The sequence below is a fragment of the Pseudomonas sp. 8 R 14 genome, from assembly GCF_900005955.1.
In the GTDB taxonomy this organism is placed as follows: Bacteria; Pseudomonadota; Gammaproteobacteria; order Pseudomonadales; family Pseudomonadaceae; genus Aquipseudomonas; species Aquipseudomonas marginalis.
Genome location: NZ_CVTH01000087.1, coordinates 441,281 through 460,656, shown reverse-complemented (window position 1 = coordinate 460,656; position 19,376 = coordinate 441,281). Strand labels below are relative to the sequence as shown.

General features: G+C 60.7%; 10 protein-coding genes. 3 read left to right on the top strand and 7 right to left on the bottom strand.

What is annotated here, in order from left to right:
- Positions 1 to 341: 341 nt before the first annotated feature.
- Entirely contained in the window at positions 342 to 3,740 is a 3,399-nt protein-coding gene (locus BFQ01_RS27495; protein ID WP_065927742.1) for a hypothetical protein, read from the top strand.
- 36 nt (positions 3,741 to 3,776) lie between these two features.
- Here the strand turns inward: BFQ01_RS27495 and efeO (BFQ01_RS27490) are convergent, their stop codons facing one another.
- The 4 genes from efeO (BFQ01_RS27490) to efeU are packed head-to-tail and all read right to left on the bottom strand — an operon-like array spanning position 3,777 to position 7,998.
- Complete coding sequence (gene efeO / locus BFQ01_RS27490; protein ID WP_065927741.1) at positions 3,777 to 4,595, bottom strand: iron uptake system protein EfeO; 819 nt, start codon at positions 4,593 to 4,595, stop codon at positions 3,777 to 3,779.
- A 25-nt stretch (positions 4,596 to 4,620) separates the two neighbouring features.
- Positions 4,621 to 5,925: an iron uptake transporter deferrochelatase/peroxidase subunit gene (gene efeB, locus BFQ01_RS27485; protein WP_027607886.1), complete on the bottom strand. Its 1,305-nt coding sequence runs from the start codon at positions 5,923 to 5,925 to the stop codon at positions 4,621 to 4,623.
- Positions 5,926 to 5,939: 14 nt separating this feature from the next.
- Complete coding sequence (gene efeO / locus BFQ01_RS27480) at positions 5,940 to 7,142, bottom strand: iron uptake system protein EfeO (RefSeq protein WP_065927740.1); 1,203 nt, start codon at positions 7,140 to 7,142, stop codon at positions 5,940 to 5,942.
- Between the two features lie 10 nt (positions 7,143 to 7,152).
- Entirely contained in the window at positions 7,153 to 7,998 is an 846-nt protein-coding gene (efeU, locus tag BFQ01_RS27475) for an iron uptake transporter permease EfeU (RefSeq protein ID WP_027607884.1), read from the bottom strand.
- Between the two features lie 168 nt (positions 7,999 to 8,166).
- Here efeU and BFQ01_RS27470 point away from each other — a divergent pair, with 168 nt between their 5' ends.
- Together BFQ01_RS27470 and BFQ01_RS27465 are read left to right on the top strand one after the other, a co-directional pair.
- Positions 8,167 to 9,183: an AraC family transcriptional regulator gene (locus BFQ01_RS27470; protein ID WP_065927739.1), complete on the top strand. Its 1,017-nt coding sequence runs from the start codon at positions 8,167 to 8,169 to the stop codon at positions 9,181 to 9,183.
- Positions 9,184 to 9,283: 100 nt separating this feature from the next.
- On the top strand, positions 9,284 to 13,120 hold the full coding sequence (locus tag BFQ01_RS27465) for a hypothetical protein (protein WP_141691316.1): 3,837 nt from the start codon (positions 9,284 to 9,286) through the stop codon (positions 13,118 to 13,120).
- Between the two features lie 105 nt (positions 13,121 to 13,225).
- Here the strand turns inward: BFQ01_RS27465 and BFQ01_RS27460 are convergent, their stop codons facing one another.
- The 3 genes from BFQ01_RS27460 to BFQ01_RS27450 all read right to left on the bottom strand — a co-directional run bounded on the left by BFQ01_RS27460 (position 13,226) and on the right by BFQ01_RS27450 (position 19,365).
- The gene (locus BFQ01_RS27460; RefSeq protein ID WP_065927737.1) at positions 13,226 to 14,473 is read right to left on the bottom strand and encodes an MFS transporter; all 1,248 of its coding nucleotides are present in this window, start codon (positions 14,471 to 14,473) and stop codon (positions 13,226 to 13,228) included.
- A 300-nt stretch (positions 14,474 to 14,773) separates the two neighbouring features.
- Positions 14,774 to 16,189 (bottom strand): efflux transporter outer membrane subunit, encoded by a 1,416-nt coding sequence (locus tag BFQ01_RS27455; protein WP_065927736.1) that lies wholly within the window; start codon positions 16,187 to 16,189, stop codon positions 14,774 to 14,776.
- On the bottom strand, positions 16,186 to 19,365 hold the full coding sequence (locus BFQ01_RS27450; protein WP_065927735.1) for an efflux RND transporter permease subunit: 3,180 nt from the start codon (positions 19,363 to 19,365) through the stop codon (positions 16,186 to 16,188). Before BFQ01_RS27450 ends, BFQ01_RS27455 begins: the two co-directional genes overlap by 4 nt.
- Positions 19,366 to 19,376: the final 11 nt, after the last annotated feature.

Here is a 19,376-nt window from a genome sequence, read left to right as displayed (position 1 = left end):
CAGCAATGCAATCGTAGAGGGTATCGGACAGTTCCTATATCCAGCCTGGGATAAGCGTCTTTACAGTGCCTCTCACCGTTCACGGATGGACGGATCCATTCTTAATGGACTCATCCGAGAGAGCGATGACTATGTTGATGCTACTGCCTCACAGCCGCCCATCCGTTCCGGAGTTTCCCACCCCACCCAGCGCAGTGCCTGCTGCGCCTGATCCCATACCGACTCAACCACCCGCCCTGCGCAGGCGGCGATCCACTGCCGATGCAACGCCGGCCGCGGCTGGCCCGTGGACGCGACTGCCTCCCCGGGATCAGGCCCGCACTGCCGCCGCCGACACTCAGTTGGCTGAGCGCGTTGCCGCCGCTGAAAGCAGCGGCTACACGATGGTCGAGGTGCCGCCGGACAGCAGTCCGGGCATGGCAACGCGCTTGTACCAACACCTGCTGAACCGACCAGCGTTGCAACAGTGGATTGCCGAGCAGCGCCTTGAACCTGCGACCCTGACCTTTCACCGCGATCATATCGAGGGTTATGCCAACCATAATGGTGTACGCAGCACCGTCAGATTCAGCCTGACCGATAACTCCGGCTGGAACGAAGTTTCCCGCACCCTGAGGCCGATTCGAGAACTGCTGGACCCCTCGGACCAGGGGCTGCCTTTTATCGGGTCAGACGACGCATTGTGGCTGCCGCGCCAAGGGCTCGGCCAGATCACTGCCGGCAACCTTGAGCAGACCTGGCAAGTGGTCAGCGAACTGGAGGAGCGCCTTGCCCTGGCCGATCGCCTTGAAGCAGAACTTGAAGAACTGCCGGACACTGCGCGTACGGACTGGTCGGATCATGAGACCGAGCTTTCACCGGCATCGTCATTGCCCCGGCATAGCCAGGCTGCGGTGGAGCGTTTGCAGCGGTTTGTCACGTGCCCGCAAATGGTTCGCCTGCTGGAGCAGGAGGGCTTTGCCTGGGCCGGTGCGCCATTCAGGGTGTCTGAAGGCAGGCTTGAGCGCCTGAGTCCGGTAGGCGGTTGGGTGAATCTGACCCGCTATGTGGAAGCCGTACCGGAACTGAACGATGAGCTCGAGGCACTGGCGGCGCTCAGCGTGCCCTTGGGCAACGCCCTGTACTCGACGCCACGCTACGACATGCGCCAGCTCCTGGATTTCAAGGGCTTGGGCTCGGCGCGTACCGTGAGTGACACGCGCAACCTGGTTGCCTGGTTGCGCACTGCCTTGCCAACGCCGCCGCCATTGGGGGACTACGGCGCGTTGTTGCCCCGGGACTGGAAGCCGGGCACCTTGACCGCAGACGATCAAAAGCACATGGGCACCATGGCCGACATCCGCCTGCGCGGTCCCCTGGCTCGTGGGTTCAGCGCATTGTCCGGGGTCACATTGCAGGCGTTGCAGGCCGACCCGCAGGCTCACCTGGACAGGCTGCTGGACAGCCCGGATGCCTTGGCGTTCGGCGAGCAAATGGCTGGCGCGCTGCGCTGGCAGGTGGGCCAGGGCGCTAACTCGACGCTGCCCAGGACGCTGCTCCAGCAACTGGTAACCGCCGCGATCAAGCTGCACGTCGATCCCTCGATGTCCGACAAGCCCGGGGAAGTGGCTGGCTATTCGATCTACCAGCCAACGAACATGGGGCGCTCGTTCAGTCAGGTACGCCGTGATATTGAGCGCCACCTTCAGCACAACAAAGGCCTGGAACCCAAGCTGGCGGTGTTGGCTGCCCAGGTGTGCCTGGCGCAGGCGGCGCCGGAAATGCTCGTGCGCGACGTGCCCGAGTCCGTGAGTATCGGCACGCCGGCCTGGATGGAGCTGCGCCTGGGCTGCGCATTGGCCGATCACAATGCGCCAGGGACGTCGAGGATGATGAATGAACAGCAGGTCACCGACTTGACCACCCTGGAACCCGTCAGTGACGCGCAGACGACGCTGATGCAACTCAATGCCTTGAAAGTCATCGCTGATTGGGGGGTGTTGAACGGCTGTATCAGGCAGCGCAGTGACGGTGAATACTCGTCGGGGGATATCCAGGAGGCTGCGCGGGTATTTTTCCGCCAGCGCGAAGACGTCGCCACCGCCTTCACGGCTGCGAGCAGTGAACTGCCGACGCGCAAGGCGCTGGCGATCAAGGAATTGCTGCGCGTGCTTCCTGGTATCACCCAGGCCGAACTGGAAGGCATGACCGTGCATGTGGCCAGTGCAGAGGATCGTCGCAACCTGCCGATCTCGGAACCGCGCACCCGCTCGTTGGTGGAGACCTATATGACCGGCGACCTGGCACCGGGCAAATGGGTGCTCAGTGACGACATGCCTGCTTTCCCGGCGGCGGCGAAAACGCCTTACCAGCACGCGCGGCCCCCCCAGGTAACCGAGGCGGCGCGGGCCAGGCTCGATACACGTATTCGCCGTCTGCCCGAGCTGGATAAGTTGCTGGAAAACCCGGTGCTCCAGCACCGGAAGAAGCTCCAGGACGCGTACGCCACCAAGCTTAAGCTGATGTTTGCCGAGTTGCCTCTGGAGGATCGCAAGTTGCTTGAACTGGGCAAGGTCGAACTTTTCACCTTGCGCCGGGAAACCGGGGAGATCCAGGCCAAGGAGACCGACGCACTCAAAGACGCCAGCAGGGCGCGCCACGGCACCCTGATGCGCGTTGAGCATGGACCCACGGTCGTGCATTTCGAGGTGTTCGCCAACGGCAAGATCATCAAGCGTACGGATCTAACCGACGCGATGGAGCTCGACGGCGTCATTCACCGCGAGGGTTTTCCATCACCCCACGGCCTGGTGTATTTACCGGTGGTGCGCGGCGCGCAGATGAACCTTGATTTGGACGCCTATGCCAACGGCTCCCATCCTGATCCCAACCCAGCGTTCCAGGCGGTGATCGTGTCGGCGTTGGGCGGCGCATTTGCTGCGCGAGAATTACCTCTCAGCCATACGCCGGAATCGTTCGTCCCGGACACCTACAGTTCGCGAAAAACAGCGAGCATCGTCAACAGGATCGCCCAGGACAACTTTTACGAGCCCACCGAAAGCATGTTGCAACGCGCAAGCGAGTCACTGCCGCTGGAGAAGCATCGTGAGGCGCGGGCACGCGATCATGCCTTTCTATTGGGGTTCGTGCCGTTCGTGGGGGCGTATCAGGAGTTCAAACAAGGCAATATCAGCGCAGGTCTGACCAACCTGGCACTGGATGTAGTCGGCGTGGCCATTGGTGCGGGTAGCCAGGCCCGGGCGCTGATCCGCTCTGCCAGGGCCCTGGTGCCCAGCCGCCTGACCCAGCTTGTTACACGACTCAAGCCATCGGCGATTGCAGTGCCCCAGGTGAAAGCTGGAGCGAGTTTCAGCGATCGAGCATTTGACTTCATCAAGCAGTCCGGTTTGTTTACCAGTGCGGCGCTGAACCCGCTGGATGGTTACCCGCAGATGATCAATGCCGCGACCAAGGGACTGGTAAAACTGCCGGCGTTGCTGGCGGGTGGGGCAATGAAGTGGGGCAAGACGGTCCCACACCTGGTGACCGCCGAGGAGAAATTGCGTGCGTATCTGCTGGTTGCAGCCGGGCAGGCGAGCGGCGCGGAGGCGCCCGTGGTGACACCGACAGCGGGCAAGGCGGGGCGTTATCGGGAGGTCGACATGCACGCCACGCCATACAACGGCCGCTGGTATGCGATTGACCCGCGCAGCGGCGCGCCTTTCGGCACGCCACTGAACGGCTTCGAGCCAACCCGTTGAGCCGACGACCTCCCGCGCCAGGCGCGGGAGGTCGTATCAGTTCAGGCCCAGCTTGCCGCGCAGGGTCGACAGGTCTTCGGCCAGGGTGTTGACCGGGCCCACCAGCGCCTTGCGGTCGTTTTCCTTGACCTTGTCGTAGGTCTGGAAGCCGCCGTCCTTGGTCTTGTACTTGGCCAGGATCTTGTCCACGCTGGCGAAGTTCTTGTCGACCTTGGCCAGGAAAGCCTTGTCCTGTTTCTCGATCTGGCCACGGAACAGGTCGACGATTTTCTTCGCACCGTCGATGTTGCCCTGGAAGTCATACAGGTCGGTGTGGCTGTAGCGGTCTTCTTCACCGGAGATCTTGGTGGCGGCAACTTCTTCCAGCAACGCAGCGGCCCCGCCGACGACTTTCTCCGGCGGGAAGGTCAGGCCGTCGACACGGGTTTTCAGGTCGTTGACGTCAGTGTTGAGCTTGGCCGTCAGGGCTTCCAGGCCTTTGGTGGTGTTCTTGGAGAACAGCGCGTACTCGATGCGGTGGAAACCGGTGAAGTCTTCGGCGGTCACGCCTTTTTCGTGGTCATCGACCCGGGAGTCAATCGATGCATCCAGGTCGCTGAACAGCTCGGCGATCGGCTCGATGGACTCATAGTGCACACGGGTCGGCGCGTAGAGCTTCTTGGCGGTGGCCAGGTCGCCTTGGTTGATGGCGTCGGTGAACGCCTGGGTCTGGGTGACCAGTTCGCCGATTTCTTCGGTGACGTAGATCTTGTAGTCCGACACCGGGCCTACCAGGTCCAACGGCGCGGTAGCGGCAAACGCTGCCAGCGGCGAAAGGGTCATTAACAACGACAACGCGATAGTCGACTTCTTCATGGGACGTGTTCCGCTCTGGTTTGTTTTAGGTGTGGGCAGTGGTTTGAAAAGGCGTTGCAGCGAGCAGCGTGCGCCCGATGAAATCCTTGGGCCCCGTGACCCCCGGCAAGGTGAAGAAATACCCGCCGCCGACCGGCTTGAGGTATTCCTCCAAGGGTTCGCCGTTGAGCCGGGTTTGCACGCTGATAAAGCCTTTCTCCAGGTCAGCCTGGTAGCAGATGAACAACAGCCCCATGTCCAACTGACCGTTTTTATTGACGCCGTTGGAGTAGTTGAACGGCCGACGCAGGATCAGGTTGGCCTGGGTCTGCGGGGTGCGCGGGTTGGCCAGGCGGATATGGGCATCGAGCTTGGTCAGCTTGCCTTCCGGGTCCTTGCTGTAGTCGGGCACCTGGGATTCTTTCTGGCCATCCATGGGCGCGCCGCTGGTCTTCACACGGCCGATGATGCTTTCCTGCTCTTGCAGCGGCGTGCGGTCCCAGCGTTCGACGAAGTTGCGGATGATGCGCACCGCCTGATAGCTGCCATGGGCCGCCCAGCTCGGTTCGTCGCTGCCGGGTTGGACCCACACAATTTGGTCCATGGCCTTGTTGTCGTTGGAGTTGGGGTTGGCCGAGCCGTCGCGGAAACCCAGGAAGTTGCGCGCGCTTTGTGCCGGTTCGCCGGGCTTGGCCGGTGCCTGGGGCGGCACGCTGCCTTCCTGCTTCCAGCGCACCAGCAGCAGGTCGGGCAGGTTTTTCACGATGTCGCGCAGGGCGTGGATATTGGTGTCCGGGGTGTTGGAGCTGAATTGCAGGCTCAGGTCGCCGTGGCACTGCGCCGGTTCCAGCGCATCGTTGGGGAAGCCCACCATGCGGATCAGGCGCTTGGGTTTGACGGCGGCCAGGCCGAAGCGCTCATCGAACAACGATGCGCCGACGGACACGGTGATGGTCAGGTTATCCGGCGTGACCACCGGGCCGAGGATGCCGGAATCGGTGGGCGGCAGCTTCGGGTCGACCTGGGGTACGGTGCCGCCGGTCATCAGGAAGCCGATGCGCTCGTTCAAGGTGCGGAACAGGCGCTCCAGGTCTTCGCGGTCGCTGGCCAGGACATCGAACGCCACGAGCATGCCGCAGGCCGGGCGTGGGGTGACGATGCCGCTCTGGTGCTGGCCGAAAAAATCGTGGTGGTCCTGGGTCTTGTCGCTGCGCGGTGCGGTGGTGACTTGCTCGGCGGCGGCCGCCATGGCCGGGCAGGTCAGGGTGCTGCCGGCGATGGCGGCACCGGTGGCGGCCATGCCCAGGAGGACACGGCGACGTTGTGCTGAAAACTGTTCTGAATCACTCATGTGTGCGGTCGTCTTCACTGCAGGCCGGAAAGGCCAAGGGCGGGGTCGATTCCATCGAGTGCGGCGGCCAGAGCCATGGCCTTGTCGGCGATCTGCTTGCGCTGATCGGCGGTAACGCTGTCATACGTGGCGTAGCCTTTGTCGAGCTTGAAGCCCTGGAGCTCGGCATCGAAGGCGGCGAGGGCGCTGTCGACTGTCGGCAGCAGGTCGGCGGCGGACTTGGTCAGCAGCGGACGCATCAGTTCGACCACCTTGTGCGCGGCCTCCAGGTTGGCGGCGAAACCATTCAGGTCGACATGGCTGTAGCGCTCTTCTTCACCGCTGATGGCGCGTACATCCGCCAGGCTGTTGAGGTTGCGCACCACGATGCTCACCAGTTGTTCCGGCGGCAGCGACTGCGCCAGCAACTGCTGTTTGAGGCGGGTGACATCGGTGACCAGGCGCTGCGCAATCGGCCCCAGGCCATCAAGGCTGCGTTGCTGGAACAGGCTGTATTCGAGGCGATGGAAGCCGCTGAAGGCCGGGTCTTGCTCACGTTTTTCAAAGTAATCGGCCCGGGCGTTGATGGCGTTGTCCAGCTCGGCCAGGCGCTGCGAGGCCGGGGCCAGACGTTGGTAAGCCTCACGGGCCGGCACGTACAGCGCTTGCGCCTGGGCCAGGTCACCGGCGTCGATCGCCTGTTGCAGGGCGGTCACGGCCTTGACCAGGGCACTGCCCTGGCTGCTCAGGTACACGCGAAACTCCGACAGCGGGCCGATAAACGCTACCATCGACGGCTTGGCCTTGGCCTGGGCGTCGGATTCTGCGGTTGGCGTCACATGCAGGGTGCCGCGCGGGTTGCTCAGCAGGCCGCACGTGATCGCATAGTCGCCTGGCAGCAGGTTGGCGTTGATCACCTGGCTCAGGCCGGGGGCGATGTTTTCGCGCTCTTCGACCACCAGCACGCCGTCGAGGATTTCCCACTCCACCGCCCGGTCAGAGCGGTTGATGATGCGAAAGCTCGCACGGCCGGCCGGCACCGTCAGTGCATTGGGCTCGCAGGCATGGCCATGGATGGTCACGGCGATTTCATCGTGGTTGGTCTGGCGCTTGCTGGCCGCCAGCTGCGAGGCGTAATAGAACAGGCCACCGGCGGCGATCATCACGACCACCGAGCCGGCTACCGCCCAGCGCAGGGCGCGGGGGGGCGAAGCGGGTTGAGGCGTTGGGTTGGACAAGAGACGGTCCTTACTGGCTGGAAACGGAAGAAGGGCTGGCGGCAGGCTTGGGCGGTGCCGCGGGCAGGAAAAACATCACCAGCGCCACCACCAGATACATCAGATAGGCGCCCAGGGTGCTGACGGTCGGCGCTTCCTGGTAGCCGAACATGCCGGCCAGTACCGAACCGAGCGGGCTGTCCATCGGCAGCTCGGCGCTGAAATCGAACAGCACGGTCTGCCAGTGGTTCCACACGCCCGCTTCATGCAGGGCTTGCACCGAATTGGCGAGGATGCCGGCGGCGACCACGAGGATGAACAGGCCGGTCCAGCGGAAAAACGCACCGAGGTTCAGGCGCATGCTGCCGGTGTAGATCAGGAAGCCGACGATGATCGCCAGGACCAGGCCGAGCAGGGCGCCAATCGGTGCGCCTGGGCCTTCGCTCTGTTGGAACACAGCCAGCAGGAAGAACACGGTTTCCAGGCCTTCACGAGCGACGGCAAAGAACACCATGAGGATCAGCGCCGTGACCTGGTGTTTGGAACCGGTCAACGCCTGGTCAAGGGAGGCGTGCAGCGAATGCTTGATGGAGCGCGCGACCTTGCGCATCCAGAACACCATGGAGCTGAGGATGCCCACGGCGACCAGGCCGACGATGCCCTCGAACAATTCCTGCTGCTTCTGCGGAAACTCGGCACTGACCAGTTCCAGGCCACCGCCCACCAGCAAGGCCAGGGCCGCGGCGAGGAACACGCCGATCCATACGGCGGGCATCCACTGGCCGCGGCCGGTTTGTTGCAGGTAACTGGCGATGATGCCGACGATCAGCGCCGCTTCAATGCCTTCGCGCAGCATGATTAAAAAGGGAACAAGCATCGGGCACCGCAGCTTAAGTAGGTAGGAAGCTAAGTTGTAACATAATGATACTCATTGCTAAACAGGAAAACTTGACGTTTGCTGAACAATGGCTGAACGGTGGTGGCGAATCGCAACCCACCTTATGATGCACGGCATCTCGAGTGCCGCCGGATTGCCCAACCTCCCATGTCGGAAAAAGACACCATCTCCATCCATCTCGTGCGCGAAGCCTTGTTGCAGAGCTGCGCACCGGGGCCGGCCACCGTCGAAGCCTTGAGCAAGGTCGGGATCGATCCGGCATTGCTGGAACAGCCCGTGGCCCGCGTTCCGGCCACCGCCTACGCCCGTTTGTGGCGTCTGCTGGCCAGGCGCATGGACGATGAGTTCTTCGGCATGGACCCGCGCAAGCTCAAGTCCGGTAGCCTCGAGTTCCTTTGTCGCGCCGCCATTGCACAGCCCAGCCTGGCAGCGGGCCTGCAAACCGGCCTGGGGTTCCTCTCGCTGATGCTGGAACACCTGCCAGCCCAGCTGGTGCGCCAACAGAGCCTGGCGGAAATTGTGTTGCAAGAACCCGAGCCAGCGCCCAAGCGCGCATTCACCTATTTCACCTACTGGATGATCGTGCACGGCGTCGCCTGCTGGCTGGCAGGCCGGCGCATCCCGATCCTGGCCATCGAACTGCGCTGCCCGCAGCCGGACTTTTGCGATGACTACCAGGTGATGTTTTCCGACAACCTGCGTTTTGATCGGCCACGCACGCGGATGATCTTCTCCGCCGACTGCCTCGACCTGCCGATCAAGCGCAGCCCGGAAGAACTCAAGCGCTTCCTCGGCCATGCGCCGGCCAACATCCTGGTCAAATACCGCAACCCCGACAGCCTGGCTACACGCATCAAGCACGACCTGCGGCAAATGCCTCCCGACACCTGGCCTGAGACCGAGGGCCTTGCGGCCACGCTGTGTATCTCCGCTTCCACGCTGCGCCGCCGCCTGGCGGAAGAAGGGCAGAGCTACCAGGGGCTCAAGGACAGCGTGCGCAAGGAGTTGGCGATTGTGTGGCTGGCCGAACCGCAGATCAGCTTTGCCGAGATCGCGGCGCGGTTGGGGTTTGCCGATACCAGTTCGTTTTATAAGGCGTTTCGCAAGTGGGTGGGGTCCAATCCTGGGCATTACCGCAGTTTGATCCTGGGGGAACCTCGTTGAGTCGCGCACAGGCTGCTGGCGGCCAGGACTTTTCCGATCCCATCCATTCGTTTTCCGGGGCAGGGTAGACACTCTTCAATCGTGAAAGCGAGTTCTCCTGATGTCCAAGGTCGTTGCTACGCCTGAACCCGTTGCAGTGGGTTTTCCATCCACGGCCACCGGGATTCAGCCAGATCGTTACCCGGAGGTCATCCGTCCGGAGCCTTTGCTGCGCCCTTCGACGCTGGTTCATCACATCCCCGGCCAATTGCAGGGCATCAGCGATTTTTCGCAAGCCCTGCTCGACACGGCGATACTGGAAGCCAGAAATAAGGAACGCTGGATCGCTGCCTTGGAGCGCCACGTGCAGGGCAAGGCGGATCAGGACACTATCGACCTCGCCGAGACCCGCTTTTCAAGCGTCACGAGATCCACGCTGGCGACCGATGTACAGCGTGGGCGCAAGGCCCTGGCCGCTTTGGCAAATCGTCCAGGCATGCAGGCGGCCTGGGAAAAATATGGAATCGACAGCCAGACCGCCCATCTACGCATCTTCGATGGACGCTTGGAGGTATTGGACAGTGCAGGGCGCTGGATCGATTTGAGCGAGCCTGTATCCGCCCGGCCAGGCTTGAAGAAACGCTTCGACACGCTGTTGGACATGGCGCAAACCACCGGACATATCCTCCATTCCACGGGCGAAGTCGATGCATTGCAGATGCTGCGCGTGACGCTACCCAACGCCGACGGGCAGGATGTCCCGCGCTCGGCCAAGGTCATTCGCAACCTGATTGACTGGCAGCGCCATCCGCTTCCCTCCAGCCCGCCGATGGGCAACTATACCGGGCCCTGGCTGGCGCTGGACTCGCCGCTGAAACTGAGCCAGCAAGACCGCCAAACGCTGGTTGGGTCCTTTGAACGCTTCGTCGGCCCGCAGTGGCTGGATAAACAGCAGCCTCTTTCCGGTGATGTCGATGCGCACATCCTTGGGCGGTTACGCAGCCAGAAGAATCTCAATGTGTACCGCCAGCACCGTTTGCTGGAAGGGCTGAACGCTCCCCACGATGGTTTGCGCAAACAGCAGCTCAATCAGTTGCAGGTCACCGCCCATCTGTTGCGTATTGATCCGCACCTGGGGCAGCAGAGAAATCACGTGGCGGGGTATGACCTGTACTCGCTGCAAAATGCCGGGCTCAAGATGGCCGATGCCCGCAAAGACCTGCACATGCACCTGGTGCAGAACAAAGGCGTGAGTCCGGACGCCGTGGAGGTTGTCAGCCATCTATTCCTGGCGACTGTCGCGCCGGAGTTTCTGGTGCGGGATATCCCCGACACCGTGCATATCGGTTCTCCCGCCTGGCTGGTGTTGAGGAAAACCGTTGCCCTGCTTGAAGCCCTCGCGCCAGGATCGAGTCGGACCCTGACCTATGCTCAAGTGCTGGAGCGCGCGGCTCTCCAGCCTCCAACACCCACACTGGTGCCGTTGTTCCAGGCGGCCGAGGCAGATCCGTTGCTGGATTGGGGCGTGCTCAATGGCGTGATCGCGGGCCGTGCCGATGACCGTTACACCGTGGAAGATCTGCGCAAGAGCGCGGGCAAATACAAGGACTATATCCAGACCACGCAAAAGGCCACTGCGGTCCTGCAGACCCCTCCCGTGACGCGCAGAGCCTTGGCCCAGGCGGACCTCAAGGCGGTGTTCCCAGGGCGAGACTTGGATAAGCCCGTGCAAAGAGATACCTATCCGATGCCTTTTTTCATGGCTGATCCCTCCCATGAATTGAGCTTGATCGACCTGCATATGATGGGGGCGTTGAAGAACGGTGAGTATGCGCAAAAAGTGGCCAACGGTCCCTTTGGCGGGACTACGGCAGAAACGGGCGGAGAGCTCGCCGACCTGCAGGCGGGTTTTAATCGGCTTCGGTTTACCAAAGACATGCTCGACCGTTCGGTAAAGTCGGGGGGCGACACGTTCACCTCAGCCATCACCACACGTCTCAAGGAACTGTTCAGCAAAATGCCCTATCAGGACCGACAGCTGCTTGAGCGAGAAGAACTGACGTTTTACCGGGTCGAGGGCGAGTCCATCACCGCCGAAGGAAAGGCCATCAGCGATGCGGCGGAACAAACGGAGCGGGTAAAGGGGCGCTATGGTTTTATCGTCCAGGCGGGACAGGGTGACAATGCGAAATGTTTTGAGTTTTGGCCCTTGAGGGGCGAGTACTTCGAGCGTCCCGATTTCCTCAAGGCACTGGCCCGAGGCGAAGCGCAGGTGCCCCGTGTGTGGGTGACGAAACTGCAATCCCACGCGGACGGCCATGGGGCCGGGGAGTCCGAGGTACAGATACGCGCCTTGCGCGAAACCCTGCCGGCCGGCAGCGGGCGCGGATCATTGGCAGACGGCGGATACTTTTCGCAGAAAACCAGGGATTTTGCCGCCTATGTACGGCGCCATGACCTGGTGCTCAATCGCCAGGAACTCCTGGACTCCGCCATGGGCACGACGCCGCGTGAGCGTTTCGAGGCGCGCACGCAGGAAGCGGTCAATACCATTGAAGACCTGCTTATTCCGTTCAAGGGATGCTACGACGACATCGCCTCCGGGCGCGTGAAGACCGAGCTGGGCGCGCTCACCGGCTGTGCGCTCGACGCTGTGATGATCGGCTCCGTGGTCGCTGGCGAGGTTGTGGAAGGGGCGCAGGCTGTCAGTCGGGCAGAGACTGCCTTGTCCAAGATGTCGGCGGCCACCAGAGCGTTTGGTGCGCTGAGCAATAACCTGTTCAACCCTGTTGCGGGTTTGGAGCAGCCGTTACAGGCAGGCTACGAATGGTTGAGCAGCCGCCCTGTTTTTCGTCTTGGCAGGCCGCTGGGGGAGCTCCGTGCGACCTGGAAGACCGCGATGAAGGAGCAACTGGGCGCGCCGCCTTTTGCCACCGAGCGTCCCCGGAAAATGCGCAGGCCTTCCGTTGACGGTGAGCAACCACGTCCTCACGACCCGGCTCAACTACCCACTCTGGAGACCGCCGGGACGCCCGCCGCGACACCCCTCCTTGAGCAAAGCCGTCAAGCCATTGAACGAGCACTGCCCATCGCCCGGGAGCGACTCAATGGTGCCTTGAGTGCGTTGTCCGATCCTGAGTTCGAGAAAGACCTCAAATTCGTGTGCAAAACCTTCTTCGGCGCGGATTCCGAGGAGGTCGTGGCTGCCTTTACACGCAAGCAGCGCACCATGAAAGTGGATTTGGACAAGCTGGATCTTTCCAACATCAACTTCCTCGAAAACGAAGGCTCGGAGTGGCAGGCCCAGCTCCTGCCGTCGTCCTATAGCCGTTACAAAGCAGGCTATCGCCAGGAAAAATACATAGAGGTTAATGTGAACGGCGCCACGGACTATTACCGCAGCATGGGGAGTAGCGACGATGCCATGGCCAACACACTGATCCATGAGCAGGCCCATGGTTTTCCCGGTGATGAGGATTATGTCTATTCCGGCGCGATCAAAGGCGGACGCGAGGACATTGCAGACTTGCTCAACCTGGGCAACACCACGGACCCCAAGCACTTTCGCCACTTGGGGGACGAGGTGCAGGAGGCGACCTTGAGCTTGTTCGCCAAGGCGCCCCAGGCGCATAACGCCGATTCGACCCTGTTCGGCATTGCGTTGCTGGACCAGGCTAAAAACAACCGGGCGTTGTACGAGGAAAATGTGGAGGCGATTCAACAGGCACTGGACAAGGCCAAGGCCACAGGTGGTGTAATTACCGAACAATTGCCCGTCAGGATTATTCGCAAGCGTGCAGTCAGCAGCGCTCCTTTACCGCGCTTTGTGCTGGTGCGCCATGATCAGACCGGCAAAATCGTCCAGGTGCTGGAGCGGCTCCCCCGGCCGGGCGGGCACGGGCCTCACGCTCCACGGTCTGTCAGCGATGTCGTTCAAGAGGTGTTCAAGTGGCACTGAAGCGCATGTTTGAATGCACTGGGGAAAGACGGATTGGCTGAAATTTGCCGTTTAAAACCACGATAGTTCAACGACTCGACGGCCCCGTGGAAAACCTGGGACGATTCAAGCTTCTTGTTTTTTTAAATGGTCTTTTTGCCCACTTGACAGCAATGTTGTACTTACACCCAATAAACCAACAAAACAGGAGACTGCAACGATGATCAACGTCACCGAAAAACCATATGCATCCAACAAACCGCCGAAAACAGTATAGGAGATGCCGATAATAACTGAGTTAACCAAGTTCGCAACAGATAGGCACGATGCTCGGATGTGTGACTCAATATTGTCATGAATATAGGTTTCGTATGAGGTTTCATATATGGCAGGGAGCGACATGATTAGAAGGAAGCTTGCGACCGAAGTGGTTGTACCGATATTCAATGAAAGAATGAAAAGAAGAAAGGTGGCAATAAGGGTGGTAGAGAAAGCAATTATGCCGAGAGAAAAACGAGAACAAAAAAAGCCAGCAGCCATGAACATTAATGCCGACAGGGCTTCAACAGCAGCATAAATGCCAGCGATGATAGGTACCTCTAAACCCTGCATGGAAAAAAAGGGTTGGCCATAGATGAACAAGGGGATCGTTGAAAGCTCGAATAAAGCATATCCAATAAACAAAGGTATAAGAAATGCGCCTTTTTTAGACCGAAAAAAATTAATCAGCGAGGTGAGATGTCCCTTCGTTTTTTCATTAATTTTGTGACTTTTTTTATTCAAATTCAGTGAGAACGCCGGGAGCTTCATTTCGGGAATGAATGTCACAACAACAGCTCCAATGAGCTTTGATGCCGCAAAACAAATATAAACACTGTTCCAAGACCATGTGTCTTGTAATACGCCACCAAGCAGCATAGATAAGCCTAATGAAATCGCACCAATGGCACGGGCGCGTGAGAGTATTTTAGGATACTCTTCGGCGCGATGCTGGGCCAGTAAGTTATCATACAGTAATGCCCTGTCCGAACCGGAGCCCATGGCAATGCTGGCGCCGAACAGACAAAATATTATGGCGAAAGGAATAAAGGAGGAAAATAGCAGAAATCCAATGCCGCTTATAAATAACCCTAAAAAGCCGAGTATGAGAGAACATTTACGACCATATCGATCCGCGAGCAAACCGGATGGGATTTCTAACGCTACGGAAGAGAAGAATAAAAAAGATTGAAGAATGCCTATTTCTCCTTGTGTGATTCCAAGTTGCAGCAGATAAAGTACAAACAGGCTTCTTTGGACATCAAGGTTCATAAAGATTGATAAGGAGTAATATAGGTTGTCGTGCTTGTTTTTGAGTGGGTTCAGGGTGCTCATTTTTATTTAAATATCTGTCTTTTTAAGCTGACGATATTTAAAGTTTAAGGTGCATCCATTTTTTTTAGAAGGCCTCATTTTCTGTGTTGTAGAAGAAATGGCAGCCGCAATAAAAAGCATGTACTCCTGATTGCCAGGCGCAGCGCGGTATTAGGAAGTGACCTACGAAGGACTTCTTGTTTCGCTTACAGAAGTAACTTTCAACATTTTAGGACGCTCCAAACAAAAAAAGCCCCATGACCAAATAGGCCACGGGGCTAAAAATTGGCTGGATGCGACCAACCAAAGGAGCTCTTTACGTTACTTGGCAGTCGCCACGACGGTGTCTGGCTTCCAGCCACCTCCCAGCGCCTTGTAGATCGCCACAATCCCGCGATACAGGTCCACTTCGGCCTGGGCCTGGGAGTCTTCGGCGGCCAGGCGTTCGCGTTGCGCGTCGAGCAGGACGAGGAAGTCCACGGTGCCTTCGCGGTAGCGGATCGCGGCGAGGTCGGCGGCGGCGCGGCTGGATTCGCTTTGGCGGATCAGCGAGACCAGGCGTTGCTGACGCTTGCCGTAATCGCTGAAGGCATTCTCGGACTCTTCCAGCGCCAGCAGCACTTGCTGCTCGTAGGTCGCCAGGGCGCCATCGGCTTCGGCGTCTGCACCCCGCAGGCGGGCGCGGACGCTGCCCAGGTCGAAGGCGGCCCAGGTGATGCTCGGGCCCAGGGCCCAGGCATTTGCGGCGGATGAACCGATCTGCGAACCGCGCCCGGCGGTGAAGCCGAGGAACCCGCTGAGGCTGACCCGTGGGAACAGGTCGGCCTTGGCTACGCCGATACGCGCGGTGGCGGCGGCCAGTTTGCGTTCGGCGCTGAGGATGTCCGGGCGCCGTTGCAGCAGTTGCCCCGGGTCGCCGATCGGCAACGCCTTGGCAATCGCCGGCAGGTCTTTCGGGCCCAGGTCCACGGTCAGCTTGTCGGGGCGCTGGCCGAGGAGGGTGGCGATGCGGTTGCGCTCACGCACCTGTTCGGCCTGCAGTTGCGGCACGCTGGCCTCCACTGCTGCGAGGCGTGCGTCGGCACGCTCCACGTCGAGTTGGTCACCCACACCGGCGTCGCGCAGGCTGACGGTGATGGTGCGCGAGTCCTGCTGGTTCTTCAGGTTGTCGAGGGCGATGCGTTCACGCAGTTGCGCGCCGCGCAGTTGGCCGTAGGCGTCCACCAGTTCGGCAATCAGGGTGACTTGCAGTTGGTACAGGTCGGCCTCGGCGGCTTGCTGGTCGGCGTCGGTGGCTTCCAGGTTGCGCTGGATGCGCCCGAACAGGTCCAGTTCCCAGGCCATGTCCAGGCCCAGGTCGTAACGCTCGGTCTTGACCCGGCGGGTGGTCTGGCCGGGGATCTGGCCCTTGCCCTGGTCGCTGCTGACGCGGCTGGTAATGGTCGGCATGGCGTCGTTGCTGGCGTCATCACGAATCGCCCGCGCGGCCCGCAGACGGGCAAACGCCACGCGCAGATCACGGTTGCCTTGCAGCGATTGTGTGACCAGCTGGTTGAGGGTCGGGTCGTCGAACTGCTGCCACCAGATGCCTTCGAACTTGGCGTGGTCATACTGCTTGGCGTCCGCGGCGGCGGTGATGTTCGCCGCCTCCGGGGTCTGGGTCTTGTAGTCCGGGCCCACGGCACAGGCGCTCAGCGCCAGGACCAGCAAGCTCGGCAGGAATACTTTCACACTCATTGCTGTGTCTCCAGCTTCAAGGCCTTGGCCGCTTTGCGCGCTTCGCTGCGCTCCACATAGCGACGGATCAGTACGTAGAACACTGGTGTCAGCAACAGGCCGAAGAAGGTCACCCCGATCATCCCGGAGAACACCGCCACGCCCATGGCATGACGCATCTCGGCACCGGCACCGCTGGACAACACCAGTGGCACCACACCCATGATGAAGGCGAACGAGGTCATCAGGATCGGCCGCAGACGCAGGCGGCAGGCTTCCAGTACCGCAGCGAGCGGGTCGAGGCCTTCCTGCTGTTTGTCCTTGGCGAACTCGACGATCAGAATCGCGTTCTTGCACGCCAGGCCCACCAGTACGATCAGGCCGATCTGGGTGAAGATGTTGTTGTCGCTACCGGAGATGATTACCCCGGTAATGGCCGACAGCAGCGTCATCGGGACGATCAGGATCACCGCCAGCGGCAGGCTCCAGCTTTCGTATTGGGCGGCCAGGACCAGGAACGCCAGCAGTACGCAGAGCGGGAACACGAACAGCGCAGTGTTGCCCGAGAGGATTTGCTGATAGGTCAGGTCGGTCCACTCGTAGGTCATGCCGTTGGGCAGTTCATCCTTCAACAGTTTTTCAATCGCCGCCTGGGCCTGGCCGGAGCTGTAGCCCGGTGCCGCGTTGCCGTTGATCTCGGCGGTGATAAAGCCGTTGTAGTGCATCACGCGGTCCGGCCCCGAGGTGTCGCTGACCTTGATAAAGGTCGCCAGCGGGATCATCTCGCCCTTGTTGTTGCGTACTTTCAGCTGGCCGATCTGGTCGGCGTCCTGGCGGAACTGTTGTTCAGCCTGCACGTTGACCTGGTAGGTACGCCCGAAGCGGTTGAAGTCGTTGGCATACAAGGAACCCAGGTAGACCTGCAGGGTGTCGAAGATGTCGCTGATCGCCACGCCGTGGGTCTTGGCCTTTTCGCGGTCGATGGCGGCATCGACCTGGGGCACGTTGACCGTGTAGCTGGTGAACAGGCCGAACAACTCGGGCACGCCACGGCTCTTGGTGATGACGTTCTGCACTTCTTTGTACAGCTCGTCATAGCCGAGGTTGCCACGGTCTTCGATCTGCAGGCGGAACCCGCCGATGGTGCCCAGGCCCTGTACCGGCGGCGGTGGGAAGATCGCCATGTAGGCTTCTTCGATGTTGGCGTACTGGCCATTCAACGCACCGGCAATTGCCCCAGCGGACATGCTCGGGTCTTTACGCTCATCGAACGGCTTCAGGGTCACGAACACAATGCCGCTGTTCGGGCTGTTGGTGAACCCGTTGATCGACAGGCCGGGGAAGGCAATCGCAGCTTCCACACCGGGCTGCTTCAGGGCGATCTCCGACATGCGCTTCATCACGTTTTCGGTGCGGTCCAGGCTCGCAGCGTCGGGCAGTTGGGCGAAAGCCACCAGGTATTGCTTATCCTGGGCCGGTACGAAGCCGGTCGGGGTGTGGGCAAACCCGAAGAAGGTCAGCACCATCAGGCCGGCGTACACGAACAGGGCAATGCCCGTGCCGCGAATCACCCGGCGTACGGTACTCACGTAGCCATGGCTGGACTTTTCGAAAAAGCGGTTGAAGGGACGGAACAGCCAGCCACCGAGGAGCTTGTCGAGGACCTTCGAGAAACGATCCTTCGGTGCGTCGTGACCGCGCAGCAACACGGCGGCCAGGGCAGGGGACAGGGTCAGCGAGTTGAACGCCGAGATCACCGTCGAGATCGCAATGGTCAAGGCGAACTGTTTGTAGAACTGCCCGGTCAAGCCACTGATAAACGCCGCTGGAATGAACACCGCACACAGCACCAGCGCCGTGGCGATGATCGGCCCGGTCACTTCGCTCATGGCTTTTTCAGTCGCCGGGAACGGCTCCAGGCCCAGCTCGATATTACGTTCGACGTTCTCCACCACCACGATGGCGTCGTCCACCACGATGCCGATGGCCAGTACCAATCCGAACAGCGACAGCGCGTTGAGCGAGAAGCCGAACAGGTGCATCACCGCAAAGGTCCCGATCAACGAGACCGGCACCGCCACCAACGGAATGATCGAGGCGCGCCAGGTCTGCAGGAACAGGATCACCACCAGCACCACGAGGATCAGCGCTTCGAACAGGGTGTGCACCACCGCTTCGATGGAACCGCGCACAAAGATCGTCGGGTCATAGGCGATGCGGTAATCCATGCCGGCCGGGAAGCTCTTTTTCAGCTCGGCCATCTTGGCGCGCACATCGTTGGAGATGTCGATGGCATTGGAGCCGGGGCGCTGGAAAATCGGAATCGCGACGGCCGGCTGGTTATCGATCAGCGAGCGCAGTGCGTATTGGCTCGATCCCAACTCGACCCGGGCGATGTCCCTGAGGCGCGTGATTTCACCGTTGGCGCCGGCGCGGATCACAATGTTCTCGAACTCTTCCTCGGTGACCAGGCGGCCCTGGGTGTTCACCGATAACTGGAAGCTGGTGTCAGACGGTGCAGGCTGGGCGCCCAGGGCACCGGCTGCCACCTGGCGGTTCTGCTCGCGGATCGCGGTGACCACATCGGTGGCGGTCAGGTTGCGCGAGGCGGTCTTGTTCGGATCCAGCCATACACGCAGGGAGTAGTCGCCCATGCCGAACAACTGCACGTCGCCGACGCCGCCCAGGCGGGCCAGCTCATCCTTGATATTGAGGATCGCGTAGTTGGACAGGTACAGCATGTCGTAGCGCTGATCCGGGGAGGTCAAGTGCACCACCATGGTCAGGTCGGGGGAGGCCTTGTCCACGGTGATACCGATGCGCGTCACTTCCTCAGGCAGTTTTGGCTGAGTCCGTGTCACCCGGTTTTGCACCTGCACCTGCGCATTGTCCAGGTCGGTGCCCAGGGCGAAGGTGATGGTCAGGGTCAGCTTGCCGTCGGCCGTCGATTGCGAGGACATGTACAGCATGCCCTCGACGCCGGTGATGGCTTGCTCCAGCGGCGCGGCCACGGTTTCACCGATGACCTTGGGGTTGGCGCCCGGGAAGTTGGCGCGCACCACCACGGTCGGCGGCACCACCTCCGGGTATTCGCTGATCGGCAACTGGAACAGCGAGATCGCACCGGCGATCAGGATCAGCAGCGACAGCACCGCTGCGAAGATCGGCCGTGAAATGAAGAACTTGGAAAAATTCATCTTGAGTCGTA